Origin of the sequence: Maritimibacter sp. UBA3975 (genome assembly GCF_002384975.1) — a bacterium.
Classification (GTDB): Bacteria; Pseudomonadota; Alphaproteobacteria; order Rhodobacterales; family Rhodobacteraceae; genus Maritimibacter.
Genome location: NZ_DGCP01000002.1, coordinates 164,656 through 180,253 on the forward strand (window position 1 = coordinate 164,656; position 15,598 = coordinate 180,253).

At 64.8% G+C, this 15,598-nt stretch carries 15 protein-coding genes; 4 read left to right on the plus strand and 11 right to left on the minus strand.

Going from position 1 to position 15,598, the window contains the following annotated elements:
- Positions 1-155 precede the first annotated feature (155 nt).
- Together B2585_RS01090 and rpsO are read left to right on the plus strand one after the other, a co-directional pair.
- Positions 156-584 carry a DUF5665 domain-containing protein gene (locus B2585_RS01090; protein ID WP_292019161.1) on the plus strand — a complete coding sequence of 143 codons (429 nt, stop codon included), beginning with the start codon at positions 156-158 and terminating at the stop codon, positions 582-584.
- A gap of 127 nt (positions 585-711) precedes the next feature.
- A complete protein-coding gene (rpsO, locus tag B2585_RS01095; protein WP_292019163.1) occupies positions 712-981 on the plus strand; it encodes a 30S ribosomal protein S15 in 270 nt (89 codons plus the stop codon).
- Positions 982-1,043: 62 nt separating this feature from the next.
- On the opposite strand, the gene B2585_RS01100 is transcribed toward rpsO, so the two are convergent.
- On the minus strand, positions 1,044-1,577 hold the full coding sequence (locus tag B2585_RS01100) for a cytochrome b (RefSeq protein WP_292019164.1): 534 nt from the start codon (positions 1,575-1,577) through the stop codon (positions 1,044-1,046).
- 1 nt (position 1,578) lies between these two features.
- Entirely contained in the window at positions 1,579-2,148 is a 570-nt protein-coding gene (locus B2585_RS01105) for a YceI family protein (RefSeq protein WP_292019165.1), read from the minus strand.
- A gap of 319 nt (positions 2,149-2,467) precedes the next feature.
- Here B2585_RS01105 and pnp point away from each other — a divergent pair, with 319 nt between their 5' ends.
- Complete coding sequence (gene pnp, locus B2585_RS01110; RefSeq protein WP_292019166.1) at positions 2,468-4,618, plus strand: polyribonucleotide nucleotidyltransferase; 2,151 nt, start codon at positions 2,468-2,470, stop codon at positions 4,616-4,618.
- Positions 4,619-4,702: 84 nt separating this feature from the next.
- Here pnp and B2585_RS01115 read toward each other — a convergent pair whose 3' ends face one another.
- The 6 genes from B2585_RS01115 to B2585_RS01140 form a co-directional block, all read right to left on the minus strand.
- Positions 4,703-5,443 (minus strand): metallophosphoesterase, encoded by a 741-nt coding sequence (locus B2585_RS01115; protein WP_292019167.1) that lies wholly within the window; start codon positions 5,441-5,443, stop codon positions 4,703-4,705.
- A gap of 85 nt (positions 5,444-5,528) precedes the next feature.
- Entirely contained in the window at positions 5,529-6,131 is a 603-nt protein-coding gene (locus B2585_RS01120) for a membrane lipoprotein lipid attachment site-containing protein (protein WP_292019168.1), read from the minus strand.
- A 65-nt stretch (positions 6,132-6,196) separates the two neighbouring features.
- Positions 6,197-6,331, minus strand: a complete 135-nt coding sequence (locus B2585_RS01125; RefSeq protein ID WP_292019169.1) for an aa3-type cytochrome c oxidase subunit IV — start codon at positions 6,329-6,331, stop codon at positions 6,197-6,199.
- Between the two features lie 81 nt (positions 6,332-6,412).
- Entirely contained in the window at positions 6,413-6,883 is a 471-nt protein-coding gene (locus B2585_RS01130; RefSeq protein ID WP_292019170.1) for a DUF6173 family protein, read from the minus strand.
- Positions 6,880-7,926 (minus strand): MBL fold metallo-hydrolase, encoded by a 1,047-nt coding sequence (locus B2585_RS01135; RefSeq protein ID WP_292019171.1) that lies wholly within the window; start codon positions 7,924-7,926, stop codon positions 6,880-6,882. The genes B2585_RS01130 and B2585_RS01135 overlap by 4 nt, the downstream gene beginning before the upstream one ends.
- A complete protein-coding gene (locus tag B2585_RS01140; RefSeq protein WP_292019172.1) occupies positions 7,923-9,638 on the minus strand; it encodes an acyl-CoA dehydrogenase in 1,716 nt (571 codons plus the stop codon). Before B2585_RS01140 ends, B2585_RS01135 begins: the two co-directional genes overlap by 4 nt.
- A 98-nt stretch (positions 9,639-9,736) precedes the next feature.
- On the opposite strand from B2585_RS01140, the gene B2585_RS01145 reads away from it, so the two are divergent.
- Complete coding sequence (locus tag B2585_RS01145) at positions 9,737-10,690, plus strand: L-threonylcarbamoyladenylate synthase (protein ID WP_292019173.1); 954 nt, start codon at positions 9,737-9,739, stop codon at positions 10,688-10,690.
- A 93-nt stretch (positions 10,691-10,783) separates the two neighbouring features.
- Here the strand turns inward: B2585_RS01145 and B2585_RS01150 are convergent, their stop codons facing one another.
- Genes B2585_RS01150 through B2585_RS01160 form a run of 3 tightly spaced genes read right to left on the minus strand, consistent with a single transcriptional unit; the run spans position 10,784 to position 15,527 of the window.
- A complete protein-coding gene (locus tag B2585_RS01150) occupies positions 10,784-11,953 on the minus strand; it encodes an HlyD family efflux transporter periplasmic adaptor subunit (RefSeq protein ID WP_292019174.1) in 1,170 nt (389 codons plus the stop codon).
- Complete coding sequence (locus B2585_RS01155) at positions 11,953-14,202, minus strand: ATP-binding cassette domain-containing protein (protein ID WP_292019175.1); 2,250 nt, start codon at positions 14,200-14,202, stop codon at positions 11,953-11,955. Before B2585_RS01155 ends, B2585_RS01150 begins: the two co-directional genes overlap by 1 nt.
- Positions 14,199-15,527 carry a TolC family protein gene (locus B2585_RS01160; protein WP_292019176.1) on the minus strand — a complete coding sequence of 443 codons (1,329 nt, stop codon included), beginning with the start codon at positions 15,525-15,527 and terminating at the stop codon, positions 14,199-14,201. Before B2585_RS01160 ends, B2585_RS01155 begins: the two co-directional genes overlap by 4 nt.
- Positions 15,528-15,598 lie beyond the last annotated feature (71 nt).

The following is a 15,598-nucleotide window of genomic DNA, read 5'->3' on the forward strand; positions in this document are numbered from 1 at the left end:
ACAGCCAATCCCCCGAAGCCCGCGTTTGCGGGCGGATGCCTGAACATACCACGAACGTCCGGCGTCAGGCCGCCAAAATACAGAAGATTCAACATTAACGCGCGGTTGAGGCCCGCGCAGAGGCCGCATAGCGTGGGCCGATGGAAAGGAAGGCCATGGCGGACGAGAATCAACCGACGGACCTGACCGCCGAGGTGCGAAACCTCCGGTCGGAAGTCGCGAAGCTGAACCAGCATCGTTACATCAGGCTGCACGACAGCCTTGTCCAGCTCGGCCTGTTCCAGGTTTACCGGGGGCTCGCATTCGGGTTGGGTTCCGTGCTGGGCGCCACGATCCTCGTCTCCGTCGCCGCCTACCTGCTGGCCCAGATCGATTTCATTCCGATCATCGGCGACTGGGCCGGAGATATCGCGCGCGAGATCGATGCCGACAATGCCGAAAGCTACGGGCTCGAGGAGGACAGCGCGCCGGAAGAGGGCGATGCCGAGGCGGCACAGGAAAACCCGTCGCCCGGCGGACCGCCGGTGGAGGACGACGGTGTCGGCCCATCCGACTTCGGGATCGCGCCCCCGGATGCCGAGTAACAAAAGCCTTTTCTTCGCAGGCGATTCCCCCTATACGCCCGCATCTGCGGTCAATCCCGCACTCCACGGGCCCTGCTGGACGACATCCCGGCTTGCGCCATAACCCTGAACCTCGAAGGAGACCCCGATGTCGATTACTGCTGATGAAAAGCAAGGCGTCATGAAAGACTTTGCGACCAAGGACGGCGACACAGGTTCGCCCGAAGTCCAGGTCGCCATCCTGACCAAGCGCATCGCGACGCTGACCGAGCACTTCAAGACCCACAAGAAGGACAACCACTCCCGTCGTGGCCTCCTGAAGCTCGTCGCCCGTCGCCGCAAGCTGCTGGACTACCTCAAGGCCAAGGACGAGCCGCGTTACCGCGAGCTGATCCAGCGCCTCGGCATTCGCCGCTAAGGTTTTTGGTTCATCTGGACCCCGGAACGCCCGCTCATTTGAGCGGGCGTTTTCGTTTGGGGTCAGGCCCTCCCTCGCAGCATCCGACGCAACGTGCCGTCGCGGCGGTGGAACGCGCCCGCGACGTGGAGGAGCACGAGGGCCGCGAGCAGCTTGGTCAGCACGCCGTGGGCGAGGAAAAAGGCGTCCTCCCAACCTTCGGACACCGGCGCGATACGGGGGAGCGTCCAGATGTCGAAGACAACCACGTCGATACCGGTCGCCGCGCTGGCGATCCAGCCGGTCAGGGGCACGGCAAGAAGAAGGAGGTAGAGCGCAACATGGGCGACACGCGCGAGCTTGTCCTGCCACGCCGGGCCTGAAGGCATGGGGCCAGGCGGCGGTGAAGCGCGGTGCCAGCCCAACCGGAGGATCACGAGCGCGAGCGTCAGAATTCCAACGGACTTGTGCCAGCCGAAAAGGTGGAAGTTGGACATATCCACTTCCATCCGGGCGATGTAAGTCCCGAAGCCGAGCATTCCGATGACGAGGAGCGCGGTGATCCAGTGGATTGACCGCGTGGCGAGTCCGAACCGCGACGTCGTGTTGCGGATCATGTCAGCCGGCCCGGTCGAGGCGTGCCACGATGGAGATGACGACCCGGTCCGCCACCATGTCGTTCCAGCCGGTCGCCCCGAACTCCGAGCGATTCACGGCCCCCGTGAGGTGAACAGACATTTTGGACAGGTCGCCGGGATCGGTTCCTTGCTGGCGAAAGACCTGCGCGTCGAGCCGCACAGGCCGCGTGACCCCTCGGATAGTCACCTGCCCGTCCACCTGCGCGGTCGTCGTGCCGATGCGGAACGCCGATGAGCGGAAGGTCATGGTCGGGAACTGCCCGGTGGCGAGCACCTTGGGGCCCTTCAGTGCCTGTTCGGCGAACGGAAAGCTGGAGGTGGCCCCGGCCGCGTTCAAGGTCACGGACACGCTGCTGTTGGAATTGCTGCGGAAGTCGAGCGTGACATCCGCCGACCGCACCGGAATGCGGCCCTTGATGAGGTCCTGGCCAAAGCCAACCTCATAGCCGACGACCGAACGCGCCGGGTCGAGACGATAGGAAACCGGTTCGGCCTGCGCCGCGCCGGACCAGATGACAAATGACAACGCGGACGCCAGAAACCGAAACATGAACACCTCCTGCACGCGTTTCGCGCTGATTGGTCCCTCTGATCCTATACATACTGCAAGGCCGTTCGGTTCACTCATCCCCGCGCTCCCGCGAACGTGATCGGCCATTCACCTCTGCCAGGCAGGGCGGATTCGTGCCGCAGCGCTCCGCCCCCCGGAAAGGCTTTCAAATGGCGCGGTTTTCCTGTAAGGGCCGGTCATCTGAGACGTGACGCTCTGACCCCGGCGCATGGAATGGTAGAGGGGTCGGCGGCAATGGGGCCGCCATGACAACGGGAGACCCGGAGGGCCGGGAGTGCTCCCAGACAGGATACGCTACATGTTCAACGAAGTGAAAAAATCCATCCAGTGGGGCGAAGAAGAGCTCACGCTGGAAACGGGCAAGGTTGCCCGCCAGGCCGACGGGTCTGTCATCGCCACGCTGGGCGAGACTTCCGTGATGGCCAACGTGACCTTTGCGAAAGAGCCGAAAGAAGGCCAGAGCTTCTTCCCGCTGACGGTCCACTACACCGAAAAGTATTACGCTGCGGGCAAGGTGCCCGGTGGCTTCTTCAAGCGCGAGGCGCGTCCGACCGAGAAGGAAACGCTGACTGCGCGCCTGATCGACCGTCCGATCCGTCCGCTGTTCGTGCCGGGTTTCAAGAACGAAGTGCTCGTCATGTGCACCGTTCTGAGCCACGACCTCGTCAATGATCCCGACATCGTGGCGATGATCGCGGCCTCGGCGGCGCTGACCATTTCCGGCGCGCCGTTCATGGGTCCGATCGCGGGTTGCCGCGTGGGTTACGAGGACGGTGAATACGTCCTGAACCCGACCTGCGACGACATGCACAAGCTGCGTGAAAACCCGGAGCAACGTCTGGACCTCGTGGTCGCGGGCACCCAGGACGCCGTCATGATGGTGGAATCCGAGGCCTATGAACTCACCGAAGCCGAGATGCTGGGCGCCGTGAACTTTGCGCATGAGCAGATTCAGCCGGTTATCGACTGCATCATCGACCTCGCCGAAGAGAGCGCGAAAGAGCCGTTCGACTTCCAGCCGCCGAACTACGACGATCTGTTCGCTGCCGTCAAAGCCGCCGGCGAAGACACCGTGCGCGCCGCCTATGCGATCATCGACAAGCAGGAGCGCACCGCTGCGGTCTCTGCCGCCAAGGAAGAGATCAAGGGCAAGCTCACTGACGAACAACTCGAAGATCCGAACCTCGGCGCAGCGCTCAAGAAGCTCGAGTCCGTCGTTCTGCGCGGCTCGGTCGTGAAAGACGGCAAGCGGATCGACGGTCGTGCGCTCGACGAAGTGCGTTCGATCCAGTCGGAAGTGGGCATCCTGCCCCGCACGCACGGCTCCGCGCTTTTCACCCGTGGTGAGACGCAGGGCCTCGTGGTCACGACGCTGGGCACCGGCGACGACGAGCAGATGATCGACGCCCTCACCGGCACCTACAAGTCGAACTTCCTGCTGCACTACAACTTCCCGCCGTACTCGGTCGGTGAAGCGGGTCGCGTGGGCCCTCCGGGTCGTCGTGAAATCGGTCACGGCAAGCTCGCATGGCGCGCGCTTCAAGCGGTTCTGCCGGCTGCGACCGACTTCCCCTACACCATCCGCGTCGTGTCCGAGATCACCGAATCCAACGGCTCGTCCTCGATGGCGTCGGTCTGTGGTGGCTCGCTGTCCATGATGGACGCCGCCGTGCCGCTCAAGGCGCCGGTTGCCGGTGTGGCCATGGGCCTCGTGCTTGAAGATGACGGCTCCTACGCCGTTCTGACCGACATCCTTGGCGACGAGGATCACCTCGGCGACATGGACTTCAAGGTTGCGGGTACCGAAAACGGCATCACCTCGCTGCAGATGGACATCAAGGTCGCAGGCATCACGCCCGAGATCATGGAAAAGGCCCTCGCTCAGGCGAAAGAGGGCCGGATGCACATCCTCGGCGAAATGAACAAGGCGCTGGCCGCTGGCCGCACCGAGTTCTCGGAACACGCCCCGCGCATCGAAACGATGCAGGTGCCCACCGACAAGATCCGTGAAGTGATCGGCTCGGGCGGCAAGGTCATCCGCGAGATCGTGGAAGTCTCGGGCGCCAAGGTCGACATCAACGACGACGGCGTGATCAAGATCGCCTCGCCGAACGGTGACGCCATCCAGAAGGCCTATGACATGATCCACGCTATCGTGGCCGAGCCGGAAGAAGGCCAGGTCTACAAGGGCAAGGTCGTGAAGATCGTCGACTTCGGCGCCTTCGTGAACTTCTTTGGCAAGCGGGACGGCCTCGTCCACGTCAGCCAGATCGAAAACCGCCGCCTGAACCATCCTTCGGACGTTCTGAAGGAAGGCCAGGAAGTCTACGTCAAGCTTCTGGGCTTCGACGACCGTGGCAAGGTCCGCCTTGCCATGAAGATGGTCGACCAGGAAACCGGCGAAGAGCTGGCGGAAGAAGACAAGAAGAAGAAAGAAGACGCCGAATAAGGCGGGCCTCTTTCGAGGACGAAGGCTCCGGTGGAAACACCGGGGCCTTTTTTTGTGCCGTGAAACCGGGTTCGGAAGGGTGCGTTACGCCCCGCGCGGCAGGGGCACGCGCCCGTCTTCGGTCAGGAGCCACGCGTCGCGCCCCTCGATCACAACGGGCTGGATCGGGCGGCCATAGCCTGCGCCTGTGTCGAGGTTTATGCGGTTGCCATAGTGGGTCGCGTGATCCACGGGCGTATGGCCGTGGACGATGAGCTTGCCGTGGTCCGCCGTGCTGTCGTGGAACTCCTCGCGGATCCACAGAAGGTCGGTTTCGGTCTGATCCCTTAGCGGCAAGCCGGGGCGGATGCCAGCGTGGCAAAAGAAGCAGTCGCCCCTCTCGTAGGTTAATGGCAGGCTGGAGAGGTAGTCGATGTGAGCTTGCGGCACGGCGGAGCGCGCGTCAGCGTGGACGCGGAACACGCGGTCGCGGTCGCTGTAGGTCACGCCATATGACTCGAGCGACTCATGACCGCCGATACGTTCGTGCAGCCATGTATAGCCGACGAGGAGGTAGGGATCATGGCGTGGGAAAGGCTCGAGAAACCAGTGCATCAGGCGGTCATGGTTGCCCTTCAGAACCACCCAGTTCTCTCCGCGCGCCTGTCCCGCCATCAGGAACTCGATCACACCGCGCGTATCCGGCCCGCGGTCGCAGAGATCGCCGATATGGACCACCGGCGCCTCGGCGTCGCCCGTGCGCTTGCGGTCGGCCTCGATGAGCGTGTGGACGCGTTCGAGCTCGGCACGTTGCCCGTGAATGTCGCCGATGGAGTAGGTTCGCATGGGGCCGTGTTACCCGAAGCCTCCGACGAGCAAAACCCGCGAAAGAAAAGGCCGGGCATGCGGCCCGGCCTGTTCATGTCTCGCCTCAGCCCGCCCTTACGCGTGGTGCGAGGATGTATTCGTTATCGTTGGGGTCATCGTCCTGATAGAAGCGCTCGGTCACGCCGGGCAGCTGCTTGAAGCTTTCCATCGCCGGGACCGGGAAGAGCGTCGACCGGATGCCCTCAAAGCCCGGAAGTTGGCGCAGGACGTTGGTCACGGCCTGTGTGCACATGGCTTTGGGCACCGCGCCGTAGGCCTCGACCAGCTGAATCGCCTTCTCGGCCACGGCCGGGCTCACGATGATGTCGTGACGGTAGACGTCCCAGGTGATGCGGGCGTGGTAGTCGATATAGAATTCCACCGCCGGCTCGGTCATGCCGTAGTGGACATCGTTCCGCTCGGGAATCTGGGGGTGATACCATGTGCCCGCCGGATCGAAGAGCAAGCGCTGCGACCCGTTGATCATGATCGCTGCATGGCCACCCTGACCGTTGTTGCGACCGACCACCGTGAAGAGCGAGATCATCGCGGGTCCGGAATGGGTGTACCGCGCCCGCGCAACCTCTTCCGCCGGAGCCCATTTGCTCTCGGCCGCGCAGCCAGCGAGGACGAGAAGTAGGGAGATCGAGAAAAGGATTCGGCGCATGACAGGGACCACCATGTTGAAAAATGAGAGGCGCGGGCCAGCCGAATGCCGGCCCGACAAAATCTTCAGGCGCCGACGATTGCCAGCAGGATCAGCACGACAATGATCGCGACCACCGAGCGAACTGAGAATTTGATGAACCCTTCGAAGGTTTTTTCCTGCACCGAAATGTCCATCGACCCTTGCTTGTGTTCAGCCATGTTATCCTCGCCAGAACTGGTTTCGGAAGGTCGATTAGACGATTTCGGCCGCGCTGTCACGCCACGAGGCGCAGGAAATGGCTATTCCTCGTCGGGTGTAGCAGCCGCGTCGCGCTCCAGGTCGGCGGCAAGCCGGAAACCGATGCGATAGGGTTCGTCTTTTCCGGTGTCCCGCGGGAGGGCGCGCAGGATTACATTGAGCTGACTCACATGCTGGACGAGCTGGGTCTTGGTGCCCGTTCCATCCGTGCCATAGAAGGTCACGATATCCGGGTCGAAGTAGCCGATGCCCTCGATCTTCAGCACGCCGGCATCGGAGCCGGTGAAGCCCATTGCCACTTCATGCTCGTTGTCGAGCTGTTCCTCGAAATTCTGGATGTAGAGGATGATGCGCTGGTAGGCCCATTCGGCCGGACTTTTGGAGTCCTGCGGCGTATCGGCGACGGACGCCGGGAGCGGCTTTTCCTCGGCCGTGGGCGCGGATCTGGTCTCGGAACACCGGGCAACCGCCGAGCGCGGATGCCGCTTGTCGCCGATCGCGCTCACGCTCATGTCCGCCCCCGTTCGGCTTGCCACAGCCACGCGTCGTCCTCGCGCCGGGTCCGCGTGACCTTGCCGGTCTGATAAAGGTGGTTGAGATGCGCCAGCGCCTCCACCAGGGCGAGGCCATATTCCCCCTCGCCGATCTTGCGCTTGAAGATTGCCGGGAAGCATTCGACCGCCGTGCGCGGCGTCTCGAGATAGTCCAGCAGTCGTTCCAGCGCCGAATGATGGTTCTGGATCAGCTGCTTCATCCGGGTCGGAAGGCCCTTGTAGGGCAGTTTGTGGCCCGGCAGGACCAGCTGCTCAGGCAGCGCGAAGTAGATGAGACGTCGGCAACTTTCGAGCCATTCGCCAACCGGATCCGCCTCCGGCTCGGTGGCGTAGACGCCGAGGTTGGGGCTGATCGTGGCGAGGAGCTGATCGCCGCCATGAACGAGGTCGTCGTCCTGGGACCAGAAGGTCGCATGTTCCGGCGCATGTCCGTTGCCGATGCGGACGTCCCACGTCCGGCCCCCGAAGGTGATGGTGTCGCCTTCCTTGATCCGGGTGAAGCCCAGCGGCAGCTCGGCCACGACATCGGAAAAATTGAACGGACGCTCCTGCGCACGCGCTTCATAGATCGCCCTGTCCATGCCGGCGGAGCGCCAGAACGCAAGCGTTTCATCGACCGGCTTCTCGTGCTCGTCCAACCGCAGCATCCGTGCCATCAGCCATGCGGTGCGCGTGGTGACGAGTTCGGCGCCATGGTCGCGCTGGAACCACCCGGCAAGGCCGACATGATCGGGGTGGTGGTGCGTGACGATCACCCTGCGGATCGGGCGGCCGCCGAGAGGGCCGGACAGGATGCCCTCCCATATCGCACGGGTTTTTTTCGAGTCGAATCCCGTGTCGACGATCGTCCAGCCCTCGTCGCCACCGTCGAACGCGAAGACGTTGACGTGATCGAGCTTCATCGGGAGCGGCAGGCGGAACCAGAGAACGCCCTCTGCCACCTCAACCCCTTCACCGGGGTCGGGTGCCGTTTCCCAGGGAAAACTCAGATGCACGTTCAAACCGCCAGATCCTCGACCGACAGGGCGTAAAGCCCTGCGGCCCCGGCCCGCGCTTCTTCCAGCGCAGCGGCATGATCGGGCAAGAGCCGCTCGATGTAAAACGCGGCGAGCGCGGTGCGGGGGCCATCGCCCCCTTCGGCCACCGCTGACCGCAGGTGATAATGCGCGCCCAGAACACGGGCGAAGGCGGACTGATAGGGAACGGCACCCGCGAAACGGTCCTGAAGATCCTGCTCGACAAGCCATTCGGTCGCTTCGCGCAGCGTCTCGGCTGCGCTCCAGACCGCTTCCGCCAGCTTGCCAAGGGTGCCGCGTGCGGCTTCGGCGTTCCCTTCGATCTCGTCGAGAAGGCGGAAAGCCGCATCGCCGCCGTCCATCATCTTGCGCGCGACAAGGTCCATCGCCTGAATGCCGTTCGTGCCTTCGTAGATCGAGGTCACGCGGACGTCGCGGAAATACTGCGCCGCGCCGGTTTCCTCGACATAGCCCATCCCGCCGTGGATCTGCACGCCGAGGTCAGCGACCTTGATGCCAGTGTCAGTGCCATAGGATTTCGCGATGGGGGTCAGGAGCGCCGCGCGCGATTTCCACGTCTTCTCGCCCGTCGCGCTGGCCATATCGATGGCGGTGGCACAGGCGAGCGCGATGGCGCGGGCGGCGTAGGTTTCGGCCCGCATCTGCACCAGCATCCGGCGCACGTCGGCGAAATCGACGATGGTGCCCTGTCCGTTTTCGAGCGGCGTGCGCCCCTGCTTGCGGTCGAGGGCGTAGGCCAGCGCGTGCTGGTAGGCGCCTTCGGCCACGCCGACACCCTGCACACCCACGTTCAAACGCGCGTTGTTCATCATGGTGAACATGGCCGCCATGCCGCCCTGTTCTTCACCCACGATCCAGCCGGTCGCGCCCTCATAGCTCATGACGCAGGTGGGAGAACCGTGCAGGCCCATCTTGTGTTCGAGCGAGACGACCCGCAGGTCGTTGGCCTTGCCGGGATTGCCGGCCTCATCTGGGATGTATTTCGGCACCATGAACAGGCTGATGCCCTTGGTTCCCGGCGCCGCATCCGGCAGGCGGGCGAGGACGAGGTGGCAGATGTTCTCGGCCATGTCGTGATCGCCCCAGGAGATATAGATCTTCTGCCCCGTGATCGCGAAGGTGCCGTCTTCGTTTGGCACCGCCTTGGTGGTCAGTGCGCCCACGTCGGAGCCCGCCTGAGGCTCGGTGAGGTTCATCGTGCCGCACCACTCGCCCGAAGTGAGTTTCGGCAGGTAGAGTTCCTTCATCTCGTCGGACGCATGGGACTCCAGCGCCTCGATCTGGCCCTGACTCAGGAGCGGGTTCAGGCCGATGGCAAGGCAGGCCCCGGCGATCATGTCGTTGACTGACGCGGTCAGCGTGAAAGGCAGGCCCATGCCGCCATATTCCGCATCGCCCGAGATACCGATCCAGCCGCCCTCGGCGATGGCCTCGTAGCCCTCCTTGAACCCCGGGCTCGCCCGGACCACGCCATTCTCGAGCAGGGCACCGTGAAGGTCCCCGTTGCGCTGGAGCGGCGCAATCACTTCGCTCGACAGCTTGCCGGCCTCGGTCAGGATCGCCTGCACCGTGTCGCCGGTCGCTTCGGCGAATTTGTCCGTGCCTGCGACGGCGTCGAAGCCGACCACATGGTCCAGCAGGAACTGGAAATCGTTGACCGGAGCGCGATAGGGCATGGGGGCCTCCCGTTGGCTTGGCAAAACGCGCGGTGCGCGCTAGGCAGATGGCCGGAACCTAGGCACAATCGCCTGCAACACAAGGAAAACGCCGCGTCATGACGGGTCCTGCCGAAACGGAATTGCTGGCGGCGGATGCGGCGGGGATCGCCCGTGCGGCAGAGCTTCTGCGGTCCGGTGCGCTGGTCAGTTTTCCCACGGAAACGGTTTACGGTCTGGGCGGCGATGCGGCGGATGACCGGGCCGTGGCACGGATTTTCGACGCGAAAGGGCGGCCACGGTTCAACCCGCTGATCGCTCATGTGCCCGATGTCGCCGCGGTGGACCGGATCGCGGAGTTGACCGGGCGCGCCCGCGACCTTGCGGGGGCATTCTGGCCGGGCCCTTTGACGCTGGTCCTGCCCCTGCGTGCGGATGCCGGCCTGTCGCCACTGGTCAGCGCGGGGCTGACCACCGTTGCCGTGCGAGTCCCGGACCATCCGCTCGCGCGGCGCGTGCTGGAGGCCGTGGGGCGACCCGTCGTGGCACCTTCTGCCAACCCGTCGGGGCGGATAAGCCCGACGGAGGCCGCGCATGTGGTGTCCGGGCTCGGCGGTCGGATCGAGGCGGTGCTGGACGGCGGCCCGTGCGCGGTGGGCGTTGAAAGCACCATCGTCGGGTTCAACCCTGAGCCTGTGCTCCTGCGTCCCGGTGGCCTGCCCACCGAGGCGATCGAGTCCGCACTGGGCGCGCCGCTGTCCAGACGCGCAGAGGGCGCCGAGATAAACGCGCCGGGCCAGCTGAGCTCGCATTACGCGCCCGACGCGCGGGTTCGGCTCGATGCCGAAACCGCGCGCCCCGGTGAGAGATTGCTGGGCTTTGGCGCCGTCGCCGGTGACGTGACGCTGTCGGAGTCCGGCGATCTGGTCGAGGCGGCTGCGAATCTTTTCCGGATGCTCCACGCCCTCGACGCGGCGGGCGACGCGCCGATCGCAGTCGCTCCGATTCCGGAAACCGGATTGGGCCGCGCGATCAATGACCGGCTTCGGCGGGCGGCGGCGCCGCGGACCTGATTTTGAACAGGGCTTACGCCCTGTCCGACCGAGGTGGGGGAGGCGCTGCCTCCCCCACACCCCCTCCGAGGTATTTTCGGACCGAAGAAGAGATCAGGGTTCGCGAAAGGCTTCGCGGCTCTTGTAAAGCGGTTTGAGAAGGTAGCGCAGGATCGTCTTGGAGCCCGTATGCAGCTCCACGTCCGCGACCATGCCCGGACGAATCTCAAGCTGTTTCTGCCGTTCGGTCAGACCGGAAAGATCAAGGCTCAGGGTTACCCGGTAGTGCGGATCGCCATCGCGGACCCGGTCGTCCTTGAAGGTGTCCGCCGAAACGAGCGAGACCGTTCCCTTGAACGAGCCGTAGATCGTGTAGTCGTAGGCCGACAGTTTTACCGTCGCCTGTTGTCCCGGCTGGACGTTCGCCACGTCCTCGGGCTTCACGCGGGCCTCGACGAGGATTTCGTCGCCAAGCGGTATGATCTCGGCGATCTCTTCACCAGGCCGCACGACACCGCCGATGGTCGTGACCGCGAGGTTGTTGACGATCCCGCGCATGGGTGAGGTGAGGACCGTCCGGTCAAGTTGGTCCTGCGCGATCTTGAGGTTCTGGCGCAGGGTCGACTGTTCCTTGAGCACCTCCGAGAACTCCTTGGCCCGGTCTAGCTCGGTCTGCGTGATGATGTCGTTGTGCCGGTTCAGGGCGTCAGCATACGCCTTGCGCGCGCGCGTGACTTCGATCAACGCGACGATCTTCTGATCGAGCATGTCTTCGAGCAGCTTGAGCTCCTGCGCCGCCTCGTTGAGCACCTGTTTCGCGCCGTCACGACGGGAGATGAAGTCGGCCTGTCGCGCGGCGAGCAGGGCGCGTTCGGACGTGACGATATGCGGCGTGCGTGCGGCGAGGTCGGCTGGCACATTGAACGCGTCGCGACCGGCCAGCTCCGCGTCGAGCCGGAGGCGCTTGATCTCCAGCGCGGCGATCTGTTCGAGGTAGTCGGTGACGGTGGAGCGGAATTCCGTCCCGTGCAGCCTCGCGATCACCGCGCCGGGCTCAACCCGGTCGCCCTCGGCCACCAGCAATTCGGCGAGAATGCCGCCTTCGAGATTCTGGATGATCTGCGGGCGGGACGACGACATGACTTCGCCCGGAGCGCGCACGATTTCGTCGACCCAGGCGATGGCTGCCCAGAAGATGAAGACGCCCAGCGCTGCGGCGGACATCCAGATGACGAGGCTGGGGCCTTTCAGCCCGGCGTCGAACTCTGCGTCGAGCGTCGCCATCAGCCGGCCTCCCGTTTCGATTGCGCATCACGCAGATGGGCCAGCACTTCGTCGCGTGGTCCGTCCACGGCGAGACGGCCGTTTTGCAGGATCACGGTGCGTTCGGTCAGGTTGAGGATGGGGACCCGGTGGGTGGCGATGATCGCGGTGCGCCCGTCGAGCCATGTGGACAGGCGTGAGACCAGCGTGGCCTCCAGCGTCGTGTCGAGCGCGGCGGTGGGTTCGTCCAGCACCACGATGCGCGGATCCTGGAGCCAGATGCGGGCCCAGCCGATAGACTGGCGCTGCCCGGCCGAAAGGCCTTCGCCGTTGTCACGGATTTCGAGGTCGAGACCTTTGGCATGCCCGCGAACGAAGGGGCCGAGACCAGCAAAGTCCAGCGCGTCCAGGAGGCGTTCATCGTCCCGCTCGAGCATGGTGAGGTCGAGGTTCTCGCGCAGTGTGCCCGCGAACAGCCGCACGTCCTGCCCGAGGTAGCCGAGATTGCGCCGCAGGTCGCGCGGGGCGATCCGGCCGAGATCGACCCCATCCAAGAGGATACGGCCTGAAACCGGCGCATAGCGGCCCGCGAGGAGTTTGAGGAACGTCGACTTGCCCGACCCGTTCGCCCCGAGAACGGCGACGTGTTGCCCCGCTTCGATGGCGAGGCCTGCCACGTCCAGTGACGGCATGTCCTCATCATACGCAAAGCGCACCTCGCGCAGTTCGTAGGCGCCGTGGATCACGTCGCGACGCAGGAGCGTGCGGCCCCTGCCCTCGTCCTGCTCGGCGTTCGCGATGGCGTCCAGCCCGTCCAGCGCGTTCTTGACGTTGGACCAGCGGGCGAGCGTGGCGGCGAGTTGGGTGAGCGGGGCGAGCGTGCGGCCCGACAGGATGCCGACCGCGATGATCGTGCCGACGGTGAACTGGCCGGCAAAAACGAGGTAGGTGCCCACGATCACCGCGCCCACATATGTCGCTTGCTGAACGCCCTGCGCCCAGAACGTGAGAAGTGCCGAGAGTTTTCGCTGCTCGGTGGATTTCAGCGCCTGAAGGGTGATGAGTTCATCCCAGAGCCGTGTGAAGCGCGCCTCTCCGCGCGATGATTTGATCGTGTCGAGGTCATAGATCGCCTCATGCAGCAAGCGGGAGGTCTTGGCCGAGGCGCCTTGGCTCTGACGGCTGAGCTCGACCATCCGCTTTTGCAAAAGGATGCCCGGGAGGACCATCAGGATGCCGCCCGCGATGAGGACGAGCACGATACTGCCACCAATGGACGACACGAGGAGCAGGAAGACGAAGATGAACGGAATGTCCGTGAGCGCCCCGATGGAAGAGGCGGTAAAGAATTCACGAACCGAGGAGAATTCGCGCATCGCGGCGAAGAGGCCCGAAGGTGTCGTCGGGCGCTTGTCGGAACGCATCCCCAGGAGCCGCCCCAGAAGGAGTTTCTGGACGTTGAGCTCGATGGTGCGTCCTGCCCCGTCCATGAGCCGCGCGCGGGCGATCTTGATTCCGGCTTCCATCAGGATGGCAAAGCCGGCGCCGAGTGCGAGCATCCAGAGCGTCGGGACCGACTGGTGTGGGATCACCCGGTCATAGACCTGAAGCGAGAATAACGCGACCGAAACGGCGAGGAGATTGGCTACAAAGCTGCCCAGTGCCACGTCACCGAAGTGACGCTTGTACCGCTTGAGCTCACCCCAGAACCAGTGCGGGGCGGCGGTGGTTTCGGCGTGGCGGGCATCGAGCGTGGCGGCTTGTGCCGAGGCGCGCACGACCACGCCCGCGTAGTACGGGGCAAAGTCGGCGAGGGCGACCTCGGTCCGCCCGTCCGGCGCGCCTGCCTCATAAATGGTGAGCGTTTCGCCATGCTGCTCGAGCACCAGTACCGCCTGCCCGTTTGTCATCATGGCGATGAGGGGGAGACCGTCGGGGTCGGCCTCGCGCACGGCCTGCGCCGAAAGTCCGGTCGCGCGCAGGCCTGTGACGAGGTCCTCGGCGCTAACGGTATTGCCCGGTGTCAGGGCGTGCATGGCGTCGTGGATGTCGCGGGCCAAAGGCTTGGCGCCCAGAAGCCTGGCATAGACCGCGAGCAATTCGGCCCGCCGCATGAGGCGGGCGCTGCCGCCCTGCGGGGCAAGTGTCTCTTCGCTGGACTTGACCTTGATCCGGGTCCGCGGGGTCGGCGCTTGGGTGTCATTGGCCGACGTCGGAGCCGCACGGACCGTCGCGCCGGTGATCGAGGGGAAAGCGACGGTATTCGTCATATTGACGCCCCGTCGGCCAGCACGCCCAGTTCGCGGGCGATCTCTATGTCGGTGCGGGCGGCCGAATACTTGGTCGATATTGCTTCGGTTTGGAGTCGGGCCATCGTCTCGATCACCGTGACAACCTCGGACACCGTTCGGGTGCCGGCCTCGAACTGCCGCTTGAAGAGATTGGCATTGGCCTGGCCTTGCGATGCGAGATCCACGGCGCGCGCGGCCCGGCGCACCAGTCCAGCACGCTCTTCTGTCAGGGCAGCGAGCCTGCGGTTGGTATCTTCTCGCGCCTGTGTCACGCGGCGTTCAGCGGCCTCTTTGGAGGCCTCGACGGCCCTGAGGTTATCCGGCGTCGAAAAACCGAATCCCGCGTCGGACGAGAGCTGGACGTTCGGCCCGTTCAGCCCGTCCCGCGAGGACAGCACGGCCCCGGCAGAGATGCCCGGCAACAACCCGGCGCGCGCGATGGCGGCCTGCGCGATGTCCCGGTCGCGCTCCGTCAGCGCGAGGTGCAGCGACAAAGGATCAATCCCGGTCGTGTCAGCGGCGATTTCGGCCGTTCCGTGCACGTCGTCGAGCGGCGCGGCGGACATGGCGTTAAGCTCGGCCCGGGCCGTCCGCACGATCTGAAGCGCGTTCTCGCGTGTCGAGGCAAGCTCGGCCACCTTGGAACGGATGACGGCAAGCTCCGACATATCGGAAATCCCGCCCTCGACCCGCTTGGCCATGATCGCTTCCATCTCGCGCATTCGCGTGAGCGCCCCGGCGGAGGCTGCGGCGGTTTCGCGGGCTTCTTCGGCCTTGAGGTAGAGGGACAGCGCTTCATGCACCCGGTCGTTCTGGTCCTGCGAAAGCGCGACGGCGGCAGCCTCGACATCCGCACGGGCGAACTCACGCTCCGCCTTCTTGCGGCCGTGGTCGAACAGGACCTGATCGACGACGAGCGAGGCCACGATGCTGGAGAGCGACATGAGGCTCACGCTCGGCCCCAGCGAGGGGAGCCAGTTCTTGTCGGCCGCGCGCGAGCGCAGACGGGCCTGCCTGAGTTCTGCTTCAGCGGTGCGGGCAGAGGCGGCGAGCGTGGCATTTGCCACTTTTTCGTAGGGCGATCCCTGCGGAAGGACAGAACGACGGGCGATGAGGGCGTCGATGGTCGTGGAACGGTTGTCTTCGCTGCGTTCGTCCTGCGCATCGGCGAAAGCACCGGCGCTCTGTGCGCGGGTCACGGTCTCGGGCTTGTCCTGACCGAACGGAAGCCCATCGGCCATGCAGCCCGACAGGGTCAGCGTCAGCGCCGCTGCCAGTAGTCCGTCCCGTACCGTCTGCCTCAAGTATTCTGCCCCGTCTGCTGGACCCGTCCCGCCCGGCACGCTCATTAAGCGGCGCGCCGTAGCGAAGCGGA

Bases quoted from the DNA above. Each gene is read 5' to 3' on its own strand.
- B2585_RS01120 (WP_292019168.1), bottom strand. From the start codon at position 6,131: ATGCGCCGAATCCTTTTCTCGATCTCCCTACTTCTCGTCCTCGCTGGC.
- pnp (WP_292019166.1), top strand. From the start codon at position 2,468: ATGTTCAACGAAGTGAAAAAATCCATCCAGTGGGGCGAAGAAGAGCTC.
- B2585_RS01130 (WP_292019170.1), bottom strand. From the start codon at position 6,883: ATGAGCGTGAGCGCGATCGGCGACAAGCGGCATCCGCGCTCGGCGGTT.
- B2585_RS01100 (WP_292019164.1), bottom strand. From the start codon at position 1,577: ATGATCCGCAACACGACGTCGCGGTTCGGACTCGCCACGCGGTCAATC.
- B2585_RS01140 (WP_292019172.1), bottom strand. From the start codon at position 9,638: ATGCCCTATCGCGCTCCGGTCAACGATTTCCAGTTCCTGCTGGACCAT.
- B2585_RS01090 (WP_292019161.1), top strand. From the start codon at position 156: ATGGCGGACGAGAATCAACCGACGGACCTGACCGCCGAGGTGCGAAAC.
- B2585_RS01105 (WP_292019165.1), bottom strand. From the start codon at position 2,148: ATGTTTCGGTTTCTGGCGTCCGCGTTGTCATTTGTCATCTGGTCCGGC.
- rpsO (WP_292019163.1), top strand. From the start codon at position 712: ATGTCGATTACTGCTGATGAAAAGCAAGGCGTCATGAAAGACTTTGCG.
- B2585_RS01115 (WP_292019167.1), bottom strand. From the start codon at position 5,443: ATGCGAACCTACTCCATCGGCGACATTCACGGGCAACGTGCCGAGCTC.
- B2585_RS01125 (WP_292019169.1), bottom strand. From the start codon at position 6,331: ATGGCTGAACACAAGCAAGGGTCGATGGACATTTCGGTGCAGGAAAAA.
- B2585_RS01155 (WP_292019175.1), bottom strand. From the start codon at position 14,202: ATGACGAATACCGTCGCTTTCCCCTCGATCACCGGCGCGACGGTCCGT.
- B2585_RS01150 (WP_292019174.1), bottom strand. From the start codon at position 11,953: ATGGCGACGCTCGACGCAGAGTTCGACGCCGGGCTGAAAGGCCCCAGC.
- B2585_RS01145 (WP_292019173.1), top strand. From the start codon at position 9,737: ATGACGGGTCCTGCCGAAACGGAATTGCTGGCGGCGGATGCGGCGGGG.